Here is a 15,741-nt window from a genome sequence, read left to right on the forward strand (position 1 = left end):
GCTGACCGTACGTGAAGACCTCCGCTCCCCGCCTGGTCCATCTGGTGCTGCTGTTCGTCGCCGTGACCGGCGCGCTGCTCACCGGCGCCGCCCCCGCGTCCGCGCACGCCGCGCTGACCGGCAGCGACCCGAAGCAGGGCGCGGTGGTCCAGCAGGCGCCGAAGAAGGTGTCCCTGACGTTCTCCGAGGAGGTCGCGCTCTCCGGCGGTGCCGTACGCGTCCTCGACCCGGCCGGCAAGCGCGTCGACGACGGCAAGATCGGCCGCCCCGGCGGCACGACGTACACCGTGGGCCTGCACGCGGGCCTGCCGGACGGCACGTTCACCGTGGCCTACCAGGTCGTCTCGGCGGACAGCCATCCCGTCTCCGGCGCGTTCACCTTCTCCGTGGGCGCGCCCTCGAAGGCCTCCGCCGTGATCGGCGACCAGAACGCGGGCGGCGGGGTCGTCGGCGGGCTCTACGGCGTCGCGCGCTATGTCTCGTACGCGGGATTCGTGCTGCTCGTGGGCGGCGCCGCGTTCGTCCTCGGGTGCTGGCGGCGGGGTGCCGGGATCCGGCCCGTGCAGCGGGTCGTGGTCACCGGCTGGACCGCGCTGACGGCGGCGACGCTCGCGCTGCTGCTGATGCGCGGCTCGTACACCGGGTCGGGCAAGGTCGGCGACATCTTCGACATGACGCTGCTCGGCCAGGTCCTCCAGACGAAGACCGGCGCGGCGCTCACCTCCCGGCTGCTGCTGCTCGCGGCGGCGGCACTGTTCATCGCGGTCCTGTTCGGCGCGTACGTGAAGCGCGCGGAGGAGGTCGCCGCCGAGGGCGCCGTCCCGGACGGGCAGCGGGCGCGGGAGGCCGGTGACGCGACGCAGGCCACCGATCCGCGCAAGGAGCTGCGGGACCTGACGTTCGGGCTCGCGGTCGGCGGCGCGGTCGTCGCGGCCGGGCTCGCCGCGACCTGGGCGATGGCCGAGCACGCCTCGACCGGGTTGCAGCCGGGGCTCGCCATGCCGGTGGACGTGCTGCATCTGCTGGCCGTGGCCGCCTGGCTCGGCGGGCTGACCACGCTGCTCGTCGCCCTGTACCGGGCGCCTTCCATCGAGGGCACCGCCGTACGCCGTTTCTCGCGCGTGGCGTTCGGCAGTGTGTGCGTGCTGGCCGCGACGGGCCTGTACCAGTCCTGGCGGCAGGTCGGCTCGTGGTCGGCGCTGACCGACACGCGGTACGGGCAGTTGCTGCTGGTCAAGGTGGGTCTCGTCGTCCTGCTCGTGGGCATGGCGTGGATCTCGCGGCGCTGGACCGGCCGGCTCTCCGAGACGCTGGAGTCCCATGCGGCCGAGGAAGCGGACACGGAGGCCGCGTCCGGCGCCGAGGAGGACGCGGCCCTTCCCGCGCCGCGCAAGAAGGAGCCGGTCACCGTCGGCGCCGGCGCGGAGGGCGACTCCGAGCGGGCCGCGCAGCTCGCCCGGCAGCGCGCCGCGATGGCGAGCGCCCGCCAGAAGCGCGTCCGTGACGGCGATCCGAACCGCTTCGGGCTGCGCCGCTCGGTGCTCGCCGAGGCGGGCGTCGCGGTGGTGCTGCTCGCGGTGACCACCGTGCTGACCTCGACCGAGCCGGGCCGTACGGAGGAGGAGGCGCAGGCCGCGACCTCCGCCGCGCAGACCCAGTCCGGGCCGCTCTCGCTGGAGCTGCCGTTCGACACCGGCGGCAAGGACGGCAAGGGCACCCTCGGCCTCGACCTGGACCCGGGGCGCACCGGCGACAACGACCTGCACGTCTACGTGGAGCGGCCCAACGGCAAGGCGTTCGACGTCCCCGAGGTGAAGGTCGCCCTCACCCTGGAGTCGAAGAACATCGGCCCGCTCACCGTCACCCCCGACCGCATCGCCACCGGACACTGGTCGGCGAGCGGGGTGCAGGTGCCCGTGGCGGGAGACTGGAAGATCGCGGTCACCGTGCGCACCTCCGACATCGACCAAGTGACCGTCACCAAGAACGCGAAGATCGGCTGAACGACCATGGCTGACACCGAGAGCCGCATCGAGTCCCCCGCACAGAGCCCGGGGATCTCGCGGCGCAGGCTGATCGGGACGGCGGGCGCCACGGGCGTCGCGCTCGGCGCCGTCGGCGCGGGCGCGGGCTACGCGGTGGGCGCCTCGCGCGCCCCCGAGCAGTCCGCCGCGCTGACGACGCTCGGCTCGGACCGGGCGATGTTCCACGTGAAACATCAGCCCGGCATCATCACCCCGATGCAGGCGACGGGGCATCTCGTCGCCTTCGACCTCACCCCCGGCACCGGCCGCCGCGAGGCCGCCGCCCTGCTGCGCCGCTGGTCAGGGACGGCGGAGCGGCTGATGGCGGGGGAACCGGCGGGCGCCGGCGACACGGATGTGGCGCGGGACGCGGGCCCTTCGTCGCTGACCGTCACGTTCGGTCTCGGGCACAGTTTCTTCTCCCGTACGGGGCTGGAGAAGCAGCGGCCCGCGGAGCTCGACCCGCTGCCGGACTTCTTCTCCGACCGGCTCGACAAGGCCCGCAGCAACGGTGATCTGTGGGTGCAGATCGGCGCCGACGACGCGCTGGTCGCCTTCCACGCGCTGCGCGCGCTCCAGAAGGACGCGGGCGGGGCGGCGCGGGTGCGCTGGCAGATGAACGGCTTCAACCGTTCGCCCGGCGCCACCCCGCACCCGATGACGACCCGCAATCTGATGGGCCAGATCGACGGCACGAACAACCCCAAGCCGTCCGAGTCCGACTTCGACAAGCGGATCTTCGTCCCCGCCTCCGGGTCGCCGGAGTGGATGGCGCACGGCTCGTACGTCGTCGTACGGCGGATCCGGATGCTCCTCGACGACTGGGAGAAGCTGTCGACGGGCGCGCAGGAGGCGGTCATCGGGCGCAAGAAGTCGACGGGCGCGCCGCTGACGGGCGGCGACGAGAGCACCGAGCCGGACCTGGAGAAGACGGACGCGTCCGGCGATCTCGTCATCCCGCTCAACGCCCACGCGCGCATCACCCGTCCCGATCAGAACGGCGGGGCCGCGATGCTGCGCCGCCCGTTCTCCTACCACGACGGCATCGACCGGGACGGCGTGCCGGACACGGGCCTGCTGTTCGTGTGCTGGCAGGCGGATCCGCTGCGCGGCTTCGTCCCCGTCCAGCGCAAGCTCGACCGCGGCGACGCCCTCTCCCGCTTCATCCGCCACGAGGCCAGCGGCCTGTTCGCGGTGCCGGGGGGCGCGGAGCGCGGCGGGTATGTGGGGCAGGCGCTGCTGGAGGGGTGACGGTTCTTCCCGGGGGGCGCGTCGTGCGGTTCTTCCCCGGGGCGGGCTCCGGAGGGCGGGGACGCCGGCGGGCCGTCCCGGTGGCGCGTCGTGCGGGATCGGGCGGGCGGGGGTGCGTGCGGGTGGTGCGGGGGCGATCCGTGGGTTCGGGGGGCGCGGGCCCATTAGGGTGACGTCATGCCAGCCAGCTACGCGTATCTCGGCCCCGAGGGCACCTTCACCGAAGTCGCCCTGCGCACGCTCCCGGAGGCCGCCACCCGGGAACTCGTCCCCATGGTGTCCGTCCCCGCGGCGCTCGACGCCGTCCGCAGCGGTGAGGCCGAGGCCGCGTTCGTGCCGATCGAGAACTCCGTCGAGGGCGGCATCACGACGACCCTGGACGAGCTGGTCGCGGGCGCGCCGCTGATGATCTACCGCGAGGTGCTGCTCGACATCACCTTCGCGCTGCTGGTGCGGCCCGGCACGAAGCTGACCGACATCAAGACGGTCACCGCGCACCCGGCGGCCCAGCCCCAGGTGCGCAACTGGATGAAGGCCCACCTCGCCGACGACGTCGTCTGGGAGTCCGCCGCGTCGAACGCGGACGGCGCCCGGCTGGTCCAGGAGGGCCGCTACGACGCCGCGTTCGCGGGCGAGTTCGCCGCCGAGCGCTACGGGCTCGTTCCGCTGGTCACCGAGATCCACGACGCGCAGAACGCGCAGACGCGGTTCGTGCTGGTGGGCCGCCCGGCCCGGCCGGCGGCCCCGACGGGCGCGGACAAGACGTCGGTCGTCATCTGGCAGCGCGAGGACCACCCCGGTGCCCTGATGGAACTGCTCCAGGAGTTCGCCATCCGCGGCGTCAACCTGATGCTGCTCCAGTCCCGGCCCACCGGGAAGGGCATCGGCGACTACCTGTTCGCCATCGACGCGGAGGGCCACATCAGCGACCGCCGCGTGGCCGAGGCCCTGATGGGCCTGAAGCGGGTCTGCCCGAAGGTGCGCTATCTGGGCTCGTACCCGCGCGCGGGCGTCGCCCCCGCGGACGTACGGCCGCCGCGGGCGGGGACCACGGACGGTGAGTTCGTGGAGGCGTCCGACTGGCTGGCGCGCTGCCAGGACGGCCGCTTCTAGCCGCTCGCTGCCGCTCGCACGGCACTGCCACCCCGCGCGTTCGTACGGCGCCGCCACCCCTGCCGTTCGTACGGCACCGCCGGGCCCGGGTTCTCCACCGCCGGGCCCGGGTTCTTCGTGCGCGCGCACCCGGTCCTACCAGCGGATTTTCTTCGTCCACAAGAGTTATCCACAGGTGACCTTCTCGACCTGGGGACAAGTCGACAGGAAGGCGTGACATGGTCGACAAATCGCCCTACAGCGCACAAGATCGTCCACAGTCCCCCACGTCACCCCTCGTCCACCTGTTTACGGCGATCAACGCTTTGGAGTGACGGGTATCCCCCCGAAAGTGAGCATGGGTCGGGTTTGGATCGGGAACCGTTCGCACCGGATGCGGCTTTCGGGACTCACCCCTCCGGCATCCACAGCACTTTCTCACAGCCTGTGGATAACTTTTCGAGGGGGCCGCACACTGTGGATCACTGTGGACAACAGCCGCCCAAGTCCCGCCCGCCGCAAGGGAATCACGTCAAGGCGACACCCGACGCCTGCCTCTTTCCAGGGAAATCGACCGGTTTTATTGACGCGGCGCGCGGGCGCATTCCCCCATTGATTCACATTCCGACAAATAGGGCGCAAAGCGGCGCAACGGATATCGGGTCGTGAGCCCGAAGCGCGCACCGGTAGCCTTGAGGGGTGATTGACCTTCGCCTGCTCCGTGAGGACCCCGACCGTGTTCGCGCCTCCCAGCGCGCCCGTGGAGAGGACGTCGCGCTCGTCGACGCCGTCCTGTCCGCCGACGAGCGGCGCAGGTCGTCCGGTCTCCGCTTCGACGAACTGCGCTCCGAGCAGAAGTCGCTCGGCAAGCTGATCCCCAAGGCCTCCCCCGAGGAGCGCCAGGAGCTGCTGAAGAGGACCGGCGAGCTGTCCGCCGCGGTCAAGGCCGCCGAGGCCGAGCAGCGCGACGCCGAGGAGGAGACCCAGCGTCTCGCCCTCCAGCTCGGGAACATCGTGCACGCCGACGTCCCGCGCGGCGGCGAAGAGGACTTCGTCGTCCTGGAGACGCACGGCACGATCCGCGACTTCGGCGCCGAGGGCTTCGAGCCCAAGGACCACCTGGAGCTGGGCGAGGCGCTCGGCGCCATCGACGTCGAGCGCGGCGCGAAGGTCTCCGGCTCGCGCTTCTACTACCTGACCGGCGTCGGCGCCCTGCTGGAGCTGGCCCTGGTCAACGCGGCGATCGCGCAGGCCACCGAGGCCGGCTTCACGCCCATGCTGACCCCCGCTCTGGTGCGCCCGCGCGCCATGGAGGGCACCGGCTTCCTCGGCCAGGCCGCGGAGAACGTGTACCACCTGGAGAAGGACGACTACTACCTCGTCGGCACCTCCGAGGTCCCGCTCGCCGCGTACCACATGGACGAGATCGTCGACGCGGACCAGCTCCCGCTGCGCTACGCCGGCTTCTCCCCCTGCTTCCGGCGCGAGGCGGGCACGTACGGCAAGGACACCCGCGGCATCTTCCGCGTCCACCAGTTCGACAAGGTCGAGATGTTCTCGTACGTCGATCCCGCGGACGCGGAGAACGAGCACCGGCGCCTGCTGGAGTGGGAGAAGCAGTGGCTGACCGCGCTTGAGCTGCCGTTCCAGGTGATCGACGTCGCCACCGGTGACCTCGGCGCCTCGGCCTCCCGCAAGTTCGACTGCGAGGCGTGGATCCCGACGCAGGGCAAGTACCGCGAGCTGACGTCCGCGTCGAACTGCGACGGCTTCCAGGCGCGCCGGCTCTCCATCCGCATGCGCGACGGCAAGAAGGTCCAGCCGCTGGCCACGCTGAACGGCACGCTGTGCGCGGTCCCCCGCACGATCGTCGCCATCCTGGAGAATCACCAGCAGGCCGACGGCTCCGTGCGCGTGCCGGAGATGCTGCGGCCGTACCTCGGGGGACGCGCCACTCTTGACCCCAAGTAACCGCTGTCTGGAGCCGATCACCAAGTGAGCCAGCCCGCTCCCTCCGCACCCGCCTTCCCCTACAAGCTCGTCGCCACCGACCTCGACGGGACGCTGCTGCGCTCCGACCACACGGTCTCGGCGCGCACCCGGGACGCCCTCGCCGCGGTCACCGCGGCGGGCGCCGCGCACATCGTCGTGACCGGCAGGTCCGTGGCCTGGACCCGCCACATCCTCGACGACCTCGGCTACGAGGGGCTCGCGGTGTGCGGGCAGGGCGCGCAGGTGTACCACGCGGGGGAGCACCGGCTGCTCACGTCCGTGACGCTGGACCGCCAGCTCGCGGGGCTCGCCCTGTCGAAGATCGAGGCCGAGACGGGTCCGCTGGCGCTCGCCGCGAGCCGCGACGGCATCGAGGGGGACGTCATCGTCGGCCCCGGCTACCAGGTGACGGAGGGGCCGCTCCCCGTCACCCCGTTCACCGACGTCTCCGACCTGTGGGCCGCCCCGCTCAACAAGGTGTACGTCCAGCACCCCACCCTCACCGACGACGAACTCGCGGCGGTCGCGCGGGCCGTCGCCGGTGACCTGGTGGGCGTCACCATGGCCGGCGAGGGCATCGTCGAACTGCTGCCGCTCGGGCTCACGAAGGCGACGGGGCTGTCCCTGGCCGCCCGCCGCCTCGGCGCCAAGGCCGTCGACACGATCGCCTTCGGCGACATGCCCAACGACGTCCCGATGTTCGGCTGGGCGTCCTACGGCGTCGCCATGGAGAACGCCCACGCGGAGCTGAAGGCTGTCGCCGACGAGGTCACGTCCTCCAACGAGAACGACGGCATCGCCCAAACCCTGACCCGCCTACTCCCGTAACCAACCCCGCCCGCCGAAGGGGCGCGAGGAACCGCGCACGCCAAGGTCAGCCGGCCGGACCCGGAATCTCGGCCGAGGCCAACCCCGAAAAGGGGCGCGAGGAACCGCGCACGCCGAGGCCAACCGGGCAGAACCCGGAGACTCCGACGCGCCCGGCGCCCTACGCCTACTCCTCCCCGGCCAGGGTCAACGCCCGCAACCGCTGCCCCGCATACCAAGTGGCAAGCACGGTCACGACAACCAGCAACACCGTCGCCGCGGGCAGCCCCACATCCGAACTCACGAGATCCCCACCGGCGACCTTCTGCGCGACGGCGAGCGCCCACTGCTGCACGCTGAGGGTCCGCGCCCCCGCGACGAGCGAACCGAACAGCGCCTCCCACACCAGCGCGTAGACGAGCCCGAAGACGACGGCGTGCCGGGTGACCGTCCCGAGGAGCAGGAAGATCGCGGCGTACGCGATGGACGCGACCAGCGCCGCGATCGTGTAGGCGACGGCGATCTGCTGCCCGTTGCCATTGAGGATCAGCCCCGCGATCAGCGTCGGGACCGCGGAGAAGACCATGGTGACGCCGATGGCGACGATGAGCTTGGTGAAGATGATCGTGGGCCGCTTGACCGGCTTGGACAGCAGATAGACCACGGAACCGTCGTCGATCTCCGGCCCGATCGCCCCCGTACCGGCGATGACACCGATCAGCGGCACCATCGTGGCGAGGGCGAACCCGCCGAGGACATCGACCGCGGTCTGGTCGTCGGCTCCGGTCAGCCCCCGCACCAGCCCGGCGATCACGATGAGCAGCACGGGCAGCGCGAACAGGATGAGGGCCCGGCGCCGGCCGAGCAGCGCCCGGTAGGTGAGCCGGGCGACAGTGGGGTCGTACATCAGGGCCTCCTACGCCGCGACGAGATACGAGAAGACGGACTCGAGGGACTCGTCGGACGGCGAGACCGTGAGGAGCCGGATGCCATGCGCCCGCGCGACCTCGGGGAGCAGGGTGGTGAACCGTCCGAAGTCGACGGCCTGGACCCGCAACGCGCCTTCCGTCAGGTCGACTTCGATGCCCGCGGTCGACGGGTCCGCGATGAGGGCCGCCGCGAGGGCGCGGTCGTCGCTGGAGCGGATGAGGTAGCGGTGCGGCCGGTCGGTCATCAGCCGGCGGATCTTGCGGAAGTCGCCGCTGGCCGCGTGCCGTCCGGCCACGATGACCTCGATGTGCGAGGCGAGTTGCTCGACCTCTTCGAGGATGTGCGAGGAGAACAGGACGGTGCGGCCCTCGTCCCCCATGCTCCGCAGCAGGTCCATGAGTTGCATGCGCTGGCGCGGGTCCATGCCGTTGAACGGTTCGTCCAGGAGCAGCACCGACGGTTCGTGCACGAGCGCGGAGGCCATCTTGACCCGCTGCCGCATGCCCTTGGAGTACGTGGAGATCTTGCGGTCCTGCGCGTACTCCATCTCGACGGTGGCGAGCGCGCGCTGCGCCTCCTTCGCGCCGAGGCCCTGCAACTCCGCGTTGGCCACGACGAATTCACGGCCGGTGAGGAAGTCGTACATGGCCTCCCGCTCGGGTACGAGGCCGAGGTCGCGGTAGATCTGTTCGTTGCGCCAGATCTGCCGGCCGTCGAGGGTGACCGTCCCGTTCGACGGGGCGAGGAAGCCGCCCATCATGTTGATGAGGGTGGACTTGCCCGCGCCGTTCGGTCCGAGCAGGCCGGTGACGCCGGGGCCGATGGTCATGGTGATGTCGTTGACGGCGACGACGTTGCCGAACCAGCGGGAGACGTGGTCGATTTCGAGGGTGGTCACAGCCCCACCTTCCGGTAGCGGCGCATCAGCAGTCCGTAGGAGCCGGCGATGAGCGCGAGGACGACGAGCAGGTACAGGGCTCCGAGGCCGGCGGACGGGCCGTGCGCGCCGGGGAAGCTGGAGGCAGCGCCGAGGAACGCGGTCTGGACGCCGTCGATGAGGGTGATCGGCGAGAAGAGGCCGAGCCAGGTGACCGCGCTCGCGTTGTCCTGGGAGAAGGCGATGGCCTGGACGGTGCTGATCGCGCCATAGGGGATGGTCAGCACGGCGACGACGGCGGCGATGCCGAAGCCGCGGCGCGGGGTGACGGCGGAGACGACGAGCCCGATGCCGGCGAACAGCAGGGACAGCAGCGCCACGGAGACCAGTCCTTCGGCGAATCCTCGGGTCTGGTCGCCGAAGTCCAGCTTGGCGAGCAGAGCACCTGCGTACAGGATGACGAGCGGCGCGGCGGTGAGCACGAAGAGGGCGGACGCCAGCGCGGCGTACTTCGCCACGACGTAGTCGACGCGCTCGATGGGGCGGGAGAAGTACAGGGGGACGGTCTTGAAGCGCAGGTCGCGCGAGACCGCCTGGGGTGCCTGGGAGGCGACGTAGAGGCCGATGACGGCCTGGAGGAGGATCGCGTAGCGCGTGTAGTCGACGGGGAGGTCCTTGGCCTTCGTGGCGACGGCGACCGCGACCATGATCAGCGCGGGCAGGCACATCACGACGAAGAGGAGCATCGGGAGCACCTTCGACTTCACCGAGCGCCCGAGGCCGTACGCGCCGCGCAGGCTCTGCGAGTACAGCGAGCGGCGTGCGTAGGCCCGGCCGAGGCGCTGGCCGTCGTAGTGGCGGTAGCCGATGTTGTGGATCTGGGTGGACGCGCGGTCCGCCAGGCTCTGTCCTGCGGTCGTCGGGCCGGTAGTCGTGGGGTCAGTGGTCATCGGAGCGGGCTCCCGTCTGCTGTGCCGCCGCGGAGGTGAGCTGCTCCGGCCGGGTCTCCGCCGGGCGGAAAACCTCGGCGATGTGGTGCCGGCGCTGCTCCATACGGACCAGGCCGAGGCCGAGGTCGGCGACGGTGTCGCGCACGATGTCGTACGTCTCCTCGCCCTGGGCGGTGACGAGGAGGGTGTGGCCCGCGCCGGGCAGTTCGCCGCCGGTGCCGGTCTCGATGCCGCGCAGGGCGAGGGCGTCGCGCAGGGCCCGGGTGCCGTCGGGGTGCGTGTCGCTGTCGGTGACCTCGATGGCGAGGGTGGCGGTGGACTGGGTGAAGTCCTTGGTGGAGCTGGCGCGCAGCAGCTTGCCGCCGTCGATGACGACGACGTGGTCGCAGGTGCGCTCCAGCTCGCCGAGCAGGTGGGAGGTGACGAGGACGGAGATGCCGAAGTCGGAGTGGACGCGGCGGATCAGATCGAGCATGTCGTCGCGGCCCGAGGGGTCCAGGCCGTTCGTCGGCTCGTCCAGGAAGACCAGTTGGGGGTCGTGGACGAGGGCCTGGGCGAGCTTCACGCGCTGCTTCATGCCCGTCGAGTAGCCGCCGATGGGGCGGTAGCGCTCCTCGTACAGACCGACGTGGCGCAGGGTGTCCGCGGTGCGCTCGCGGGCCGCGGTGGGCGGCAGGCCCGACATGCGTGCCATGTGGACGACGAACTCGGTGGCCGAGACGTCGGGTGGCAGGCAGTCATGCTCGGGCATGTACCCGACGCGCTCGCGGATCTCGGCGCCCTTGGTCGCAACGTCGAGCCCGAGCACTTCGGCACGGCCCTCCGAGGCGGGGGACAGACCCAGCAGGATCTTGATCATGGTGGACTTGCCGGCTCCATTGGCTCCGACGAGTCCGGTCACCCCGGGCTCGATGTCCATGGTCAGCCGGTCAAGAGCGGTCACCCGGGGGAACCGCTTGCTCAGGCTTTCGGTTGCGATCACAGTCACGATTCGAAGGTAGTGGCGCACGCCACACCAGTCGTCAGACCCTGGGGTCGACCTCGTGTAAGACCTGAGTATTACAAGGCCCTAGGGGTCGTACCCGGGTATCGCATCGGGCCTCGGGGTCGGCGCGTAAGGGTGGCGGCGTTGTGCACAACCGCAGGGTTTTCCACAGTCTTCCGCCGACCCCTTGACGCCGCCGCCAGGCATTGTCACATTCATCAGTGTCAAGTTACGAGCGCGTACGGCGACCGCCCGGTCACGGGCGGCCGGGACACGGACGGACGGTGGCATGACCTCTGCAGCAGTAGGGGAACTCTCCGCGGAGCTGCGGGGATTCCGGGAAGTCCAAAGGCTCGCGTACGCCTGCGCCGAGGCGGTCGCTGCCCAGCTCAAGCCCGGCGTCACCGAGCGCGAGGCCGCGCGGATGCAGCGGGAGTGGCTGCGCGAGCGGGGGGTGCGGGACTGGTTCCATCTGCCGTTCGCCTGGTTCGGGGACCGCACGGCCTTCGTGAACTTCCGTGTGCCCTTGCAGTTCTTCCCCACGAACCGCCGGCTCGAGGCGGGCATGCCCTTCATCCTCGACATGGCCCCCGTGCACAACGGCTTCACGGCCGACATCGGCTACTCGGGCTGCCTCGGCCTCGATCCCCTGCACGACAAGCTCCTGTCGGACCTGGGCGCGCACCGCGAGCTGATCCTGCGCGAGGTCCGCGAACGCCGCACACTGCGGGAGATATACGAGGACGTGGACCGCCTGATGGTCCGCCAGGGATATGCGAACCGGCATCGGGCGTACCCCTTCGGCGTCATCGCGCACAAGATCGACCGCGTCCGCGAGCGCCGGGTGAACCCCACGCTGTTCGGTTTCGGACTCCAGTCCCTCAAGGGCCTGGCGAGCGACGCGCTGCATGGTCACCGGGACGGCTGGTCGCCGCTCTGGTCGCCGTACCGCTTCTCCGACCACCCGCCCAGACCCGGCCTGTGGGCGGTCGAGCCGCACCTGGGATTCCGCGGCACCGGCGCCAAGTTCGAGGAGATCCTCGTCGTCACCGACTCCAAGGACCCCGAGCAGAGCGCCTTCTGGCTGGACGACGATCTGCCGCATGTGCGGCGCTGGGCGGAGGACATCTGATGACGGACCTGACGACGCTGCACGGAGCGCGCGAGCGCCGGGTGCGCACAGGCGGGATCGAGCTGTGCGTGGTCGAGCTGGGCGACGCGGCGCGGCCCACGGTCGTCCTCGTGCACGGCTACCCGGACTCCAAGGAGGTGTGGTCGGAGGTGGCCACGCGCCTCGCCGACCGCTTCCACGTCGTGCTCTACGACGTGCGCGGCATGGGCCGTTCCACCGCGCCGACACCCCTGCGCGGCGGCTTCACGCTGGAGAAGCTGACCGACGACTTCCTCGCCGTCGTCGACGAGGTCAGCCCGGACGCGCCGGTCCATCTCGTGGGCCACGACTGGGGTTCGGTGCAGGCGTGGGAGTTCGTCACCGTCCCCCGCACCGAGGGACGCGTCGCGTCGTTCACCTCGATGTCCGGCCCCTCCCTCGACCACTTCGGGCACTGGATCAAGCGCCGCATGAAGCGGCCCACGCCCCGCAAGGTGGGCCAGCTCCTCGGCCAGGGCGCCAAGTCCTGGTACGTGTACATGCTGCACACGCCCGTGCTGCCGGAACTGGCCTGGCGCGGCCCGCTCGGCAAGCGCTGGCCCGGCATCCTGGAGCGCGTGGAGCGTGTCCCGGCCGGCGACTACCCGACGCCGTCGCTGCCCACGGACGCCGCGCACGGCGCCTGGCTCTACCGGGACAATGTGCGCGCCCGCCTGTCCCGTCCCCGCGAGGACGCGTACGCGCACGCGCCCGTGCAGCTCATCACGCCGCTCGGCGACGCCTTCCTGTCGCCCCAGCTCTACGACGACCTGGAGCGGTGGGCGCCGGATCTGACGCGCCGCTCGCTGCCGGCCAAACACTGGATACCCCGTACCCGGCCCGACCAGCTCACCGCGTGGATCGGCGAGTTCGTCACCGCGCAGGAGGAGCGGGCCGCCGGGGCTCCCCGTAAGCAGGCGCCCGACGGCAAGTACGCGGAGCGCTTCGGCGGGCGGCTCGTCCTGGTGACGGGGGCGGGCAGCGGGATCGGCCGGGCCACGGCGTTCGCGTTCGCGGAGGCCGGCGCGCGGGTGATCGCGGTGGACCGGGACGCGGAGAGCGCCGCGCGCACCGCCGAGATGGCCCGGCTGCTCGGAGCGGCCGACGCCTGGGACGAGGTCGTGGACGTGGCCGACGAGCAGGCCATGGAGAAGCTCGCCGAGAAGGTGGCGAGGGAGTACGGCGTGGTGGACGTCCTCGTGAACAACGCGGGCATCGGCCTGTCGGGCTCGTTCTTCGACACCTCCACCCAGGACTGGAAGAAGGTCCTGGACGTCAATCTGTGGGGCGTCATCCACGGCTGCCGGCTGTTCGGGCGGCAGATGGCGGAGCGCGGCCAGGGCGGGCACATCGTCAACACGGCGTCGGCTGCCGCGTTCCAGCCCTCCAAGGTGCTCCCCGCGTACTCCACGTCCAAGGCGGCCGTCCTCATGCTCAGCGAGTGTCTGCGCGCGGAGCTGGCGGGTCAGGGCATCGGCGTCTCCGCGATATGCCCCGGCCTCGTCAACACCAACATCACGGCCACGGCCCGTTTCGCCGGCGCCGACGCGGAGGAGGAGAAGCGCCGCCAGAAGAAGTCCTCGCGCCTGTACGGCCTGCGCAACTACCCGCCGGAGAAGGTCGCCGACGCGATCCTGGACGCCGTGGCGCGCGACAAGGCGGTCGTCCCGGTCACGCCCGAGGCGCGCGGCGCCCACTTCATGTCCCGCTTCACGCCGCGCGCGTTGCGGGCCGTCGCCCGGCTCCAGCCGCCGGTGTGAGCGGCGCCCCGGGCCCGGCGCCGGCCGTACGATCCCTCGCAGGAGGGGCCGGGCCAGTGACGGGCGCGGGGGATAACGGACGTGGGCCGGTGACGGGCGCGGGCGGATAACGGACGTGGGCCGGGCAGCGGGGACGTACGACCGAGGGGCGTGAGGTGTGACGGAGCAGTCGGCCGAGGTCGCGGAGTACCGCATCGAGGACCTGGCGCATCACAGTGGCGCCACGGTGCGCACGATCCGCGCCTATCAGGACCGCGGGCTGTTGCCCCGGCCCGAGCGACGCGGCCGGGCCAATGTATACACCGACACGCATCTGGCCAGGTTGCGGCAGATCGCGGACCTCCTGGACCGCGGTTACACACTGGCCTCCATCAAGGAGTTGCTGGAGGCGTGGGACGCTGGCCGGGGTCTCGGCGGGGTGCTCGGTCTGGTCGCCGAGGTGGACGGGCCGTGGACGGACGAGCGGGCGGGGCGGATCACGCGCGCGGAGCTGGACGAGACGTTCGGCGTCGGCCCGGCGGCGGCGAACGACGGGCAGAGCACGCCGAGTTCGCAAGGGGGGTCGGCGGAGGAGCTGTCGGAGGGACTGACCGCGGCGGAGGCCGCCGTACGGGACGCGATCGAACTGGGGGTGCTGGAGCGGGTGCCGGGCAGGGACGACGAGTTCCTGGTGCCGAGCCCTCAAGAGCTGGCGGTGGCAGCGGAGTTGCACGCGGCAGGGGTCCCGCTGGCGGCGATCTCGGACCATTTGCGGGAGTTGAGGGGACAGATCGAGCATATCGCCGCCCGTTTCCTGGAGTTCACGACCGAGCATGTGTTCGCGCGCTATTTGGGTCCGCAGCCGCCGACCGACGCGGAAGCCGCCGAGGCGGCAGCGCTCGTACGGCGACTGAGACCGCTGGCGCAGCAGTCGGTCGATGCCGAACTGGCTCGGGCTATGCGGAGGTTCGCCACGCAGCACCTGCACCGGCATCTCGCGGAGGGGCCGACGGTGCGGTCAGCCGACGCGCCGCAGTCGGTGCGGCTTCCGGCCGAGACGATTCGGGCTGTGCGCAGGCTTGTTGGGGAGGAGAACGTCGCGGAGTTTGTCGCTGTCGCCGCCGAACGGGAGGTGCAGGCAAGGACATTGGATGCATTGGCGTCAAATCGCCCACAGCATAACTAAGTTGATCAAAAGCCCTTTATCGCAGCGCAGTTGTCCACAGAATCGCCAATTAGCCTGTGGATAACTGCACTTGGCTGTGGATCAAACATGCGAGTCGACATCAGCGACGGAAGCCCGGCGGAAATCCAGGTGCACGGCGAGTGACTTCACCTGCCCAGTCGAACGTACCGGCGGACCACGCTGGCCGCACCCCGGGCCGCTCGGGCAGGATCGGCGGCATGGACCACCCGCATCTGCCCACCACGGAAGCCGCCGTCGAGGCTGTACGCGCCCTCGCCCGGGAGTTCTCGCTCGCCGTCGAGGTGACCCACGACATCGGCGCCGACCAGACCTCGCGCCGCTCCGCCGCGGGCGTCGGCGTGACGACCGACGGGGACGGTTCGCTGCCGCACGAGGCGTACATCGAGCTGGGCGGCTCGCCGCGGATCGACGTACGGCTGTACCCGGAGGACGATGCGCAGATCACAGTCGAGGGCATCGCCTTCGACGACGTGCCGCGCGAGGAGGTGCCCGCCTTCCTGCGCTCCTGCTACGAGGGGCTCGCGCACGTGCGGACGAAGCGGTTCCCGCCCGGGTACCGGCTCGTCGTGCCGCTGCCCGGCGACCGTACGTACAAGGAGTACCTGCCGATCATGTCGCTCACCCCATGGATGACGAGCCACCTGCGCTGATCTGCCGGCCAGGGCACCGGCTGCGGCACATACCCACAGGCGGCACATACCCGCAGGCGGCGCGGGCCCACGGGCGCCACGTGCCCC

The 15,741-nt window shown here is 71.1% G+C and carries 13 protein-coding genes; 9 read left to right on the top strand and 4 right to left on the bottom strand.

The features are described from left to right. Positions 1-11: 11 nt before the first annotated feature. From ACZ7LY_RS09935 to ACZ7LY_RS09955, 5 genes are all read left to right on the top strand, one after another. On the top strand, positions 12-2,003 hold the full coding sequence (locus ACZ7LY_RS09935) for a copper resistance CopC/CopD family protein (RefSeq protein WP_471624017.1): 1,992 nt from the start codon (positions 12-14) through the stop codon (positions 2,001-2,003). 6 nt (positions 2,004-2,009) lie between these two features. Further along, positions 2,010-3,275: an iron uptake transporter deferrochelatase/peroxidase subunit gene (efeB, locus tag ACZ7LY_RS09940; RefSeq protein ID WP_471624018.1), complete on the top strand. Its 1,266-nt coding sequence runs from the start codon at positions 2,010-2,012 to the stop codon at positions 3,273-3,275. A gap of 177 nt (positions 3,276-3,452) precedes the next feature. After that, positions 3,453-4,388, top strand: coding sequence for a prephenate dehydratase (gene pheA / locus ACZ7LY_RS09945; RefSeq protein ID WP_471624019.1), 936 nt, complete (start codon positions 3,453-3,455; stop codon positions 4,386-4,388). A 678-nt stretch (positions 4,389-5,066) separates the two neighbouring features. Further along, a complete protein-coding gene (serS, locus tag ACZ7LY_RS09950) occupies positions 5,067-6,338 on the top strand; it encodes a serine--tRNA ligase (protein ID WP_471624020.1) in 1,272 nt (423 codons plus the stop codon). Between the two features lie 24 nt (positions 6,339-6,362). Continuing rightward, the gene (locus ACZ7LY_RS09955) at positions 6,363-7,187 is read left to right on the top strand and encodes an HAD family hydrolase (protein WP_471624021.1); all 825 of its coding nucleotides are present in this window, start codon (positions 6,363-6,365) and stop codon (positions 7,185-7,187) included. 166 nt (positions 7,188-7,353) lie between these two features. Here ACZ7LY_RS09955 and ACZ7LY_RS09960 read toward each other — a convergent pair whose 3' ends face one another. Genes ACZ7LY_RS09960 through ACZ7LY_RS09975 form a run of 4 tightly spaced genes read right to left on the bottom strand, consistent with a single transcriptional unit; the run spans position 7,354 to position 10,911 of the window. Continuing rightward, positions 7,354-8,073 (bottom strand): ABC transporter permease, encoded by a 720-nt coding sequence (locus ACZ7LY_RS09960; RefSeq protein ID WP_471624022.1) that lies wholly within the window; start codon positions 8,071-8,073, stop codon positions 7,354-7,356. A gap of 9 nt (positions 8,074-8,082) precedes the next feature. Continuing rightward, a complete protein-coding gene (locus ACZ7LY_RS09965) occupies positions 8,083-8,994 on the bottom strand; it encodes an ABC transporter ATP-binding protein (protein WP_471624023.1) in 912 nt (303 codons plus the stop codon). Then, positions 8,991-9,923: an ABC transporter permease gene (locus tag ACZ7LY_RS09970; RefSeq protein ID WP_471624024.1), complete on the bottom strand. Its 933-nt coding sequence runs from the start codon at positions 9,921-9,923 to the stop codon at positions 8,991-8,993. Before ACZ7LY_RS09970 ends, ACZ7LY_RS09965 begins: the two co-directional genes overlap by 4 nt. Next, a complete protein-coding gene (locus ACZ7LY_RS09975) occupies positions 9,913-10,911 on the bottom strand; it encodes an ABC transporter ATP-binding protein (protein ID WP_471624025.1) in 999 nt (332 codons plus the stop codon). Before ACZ7LY_RS09975 ends, ACZ7LY_RS09970 begins: the two co-directional genes overlap by 11 nt. 286 nt (positions 10,912-11,197) lie before the next feature. Between ACZ7LY_RS09975 and ACZ7LY_RS09980 the strand changes: the two genes are divergently transcribed. The 4 genes from ACZ7LY_RS09980 to ACZ7LY_RS09995 all read left to right on the top strand — a co-directional run bounded on the left by ACZ7LY_RS09980 (position 11,198) and on the right by ACZ7LY_RS09995 (position 15,654). Further along, the gene (locus ACZ7LY_RS09980) at positions 11,198-12,040 is read left to right on the top strand and encodes a M24 family metallopeptidase (protein ID WP_471624026.1); all 843 of its coding nucleotides are present in this window, start codon (positions 11,198-11,200) and stop codon (positions 12,038-12,040) included. Further along, positions 12,040-13,818, top strand: coding sequence for an SDR family oxidoreductase (locus ACZ7LY_RS09985; protein WP_471624027.1), 1,779 nt, complete (start codon positions 12,040-12,042; stop codon positions 13,816-13,818). The genes ACZ7LY_RS09980 and ACZ7LY_RS09985 overlap by 1 nt, the downstream gene beginning before the upstream one ends. 157 nt (positions 13,819-13,975) lie before the next feature. Further along, positions 13,976-14,983 carry a MerR family transcriptional regulator gene (locus ACZ7LY_RS09990; protein ID WP_471624028.1) on the top strand — a complete coding sequence of 336 codons (1,008 nt, stop codon included), beginning with the start codon at positions 13,976-13,978 and terminating at the stop codon, positions 14,981-14,983. A gap of 218 nt (positions 14,984-15,201) precedes the next feature. Further along, positions 15,202-15,654 (top strand): hypothetical protein, encoded by a 453-nt coding sequence (locus ACZ7LY_RS09995; protein WP_471624029.1) that lies wholly within the window; start codon positions 15,202-15,204, stop codon positions 15,652-15,654. The last annotated feature ends 87 nt before the right edge of the window (positions 15,655-15,741 follow it).

The sequence above is a fragment of the Streptomyces sp. NPDC107550 genome (assembly GCF_055639095.1).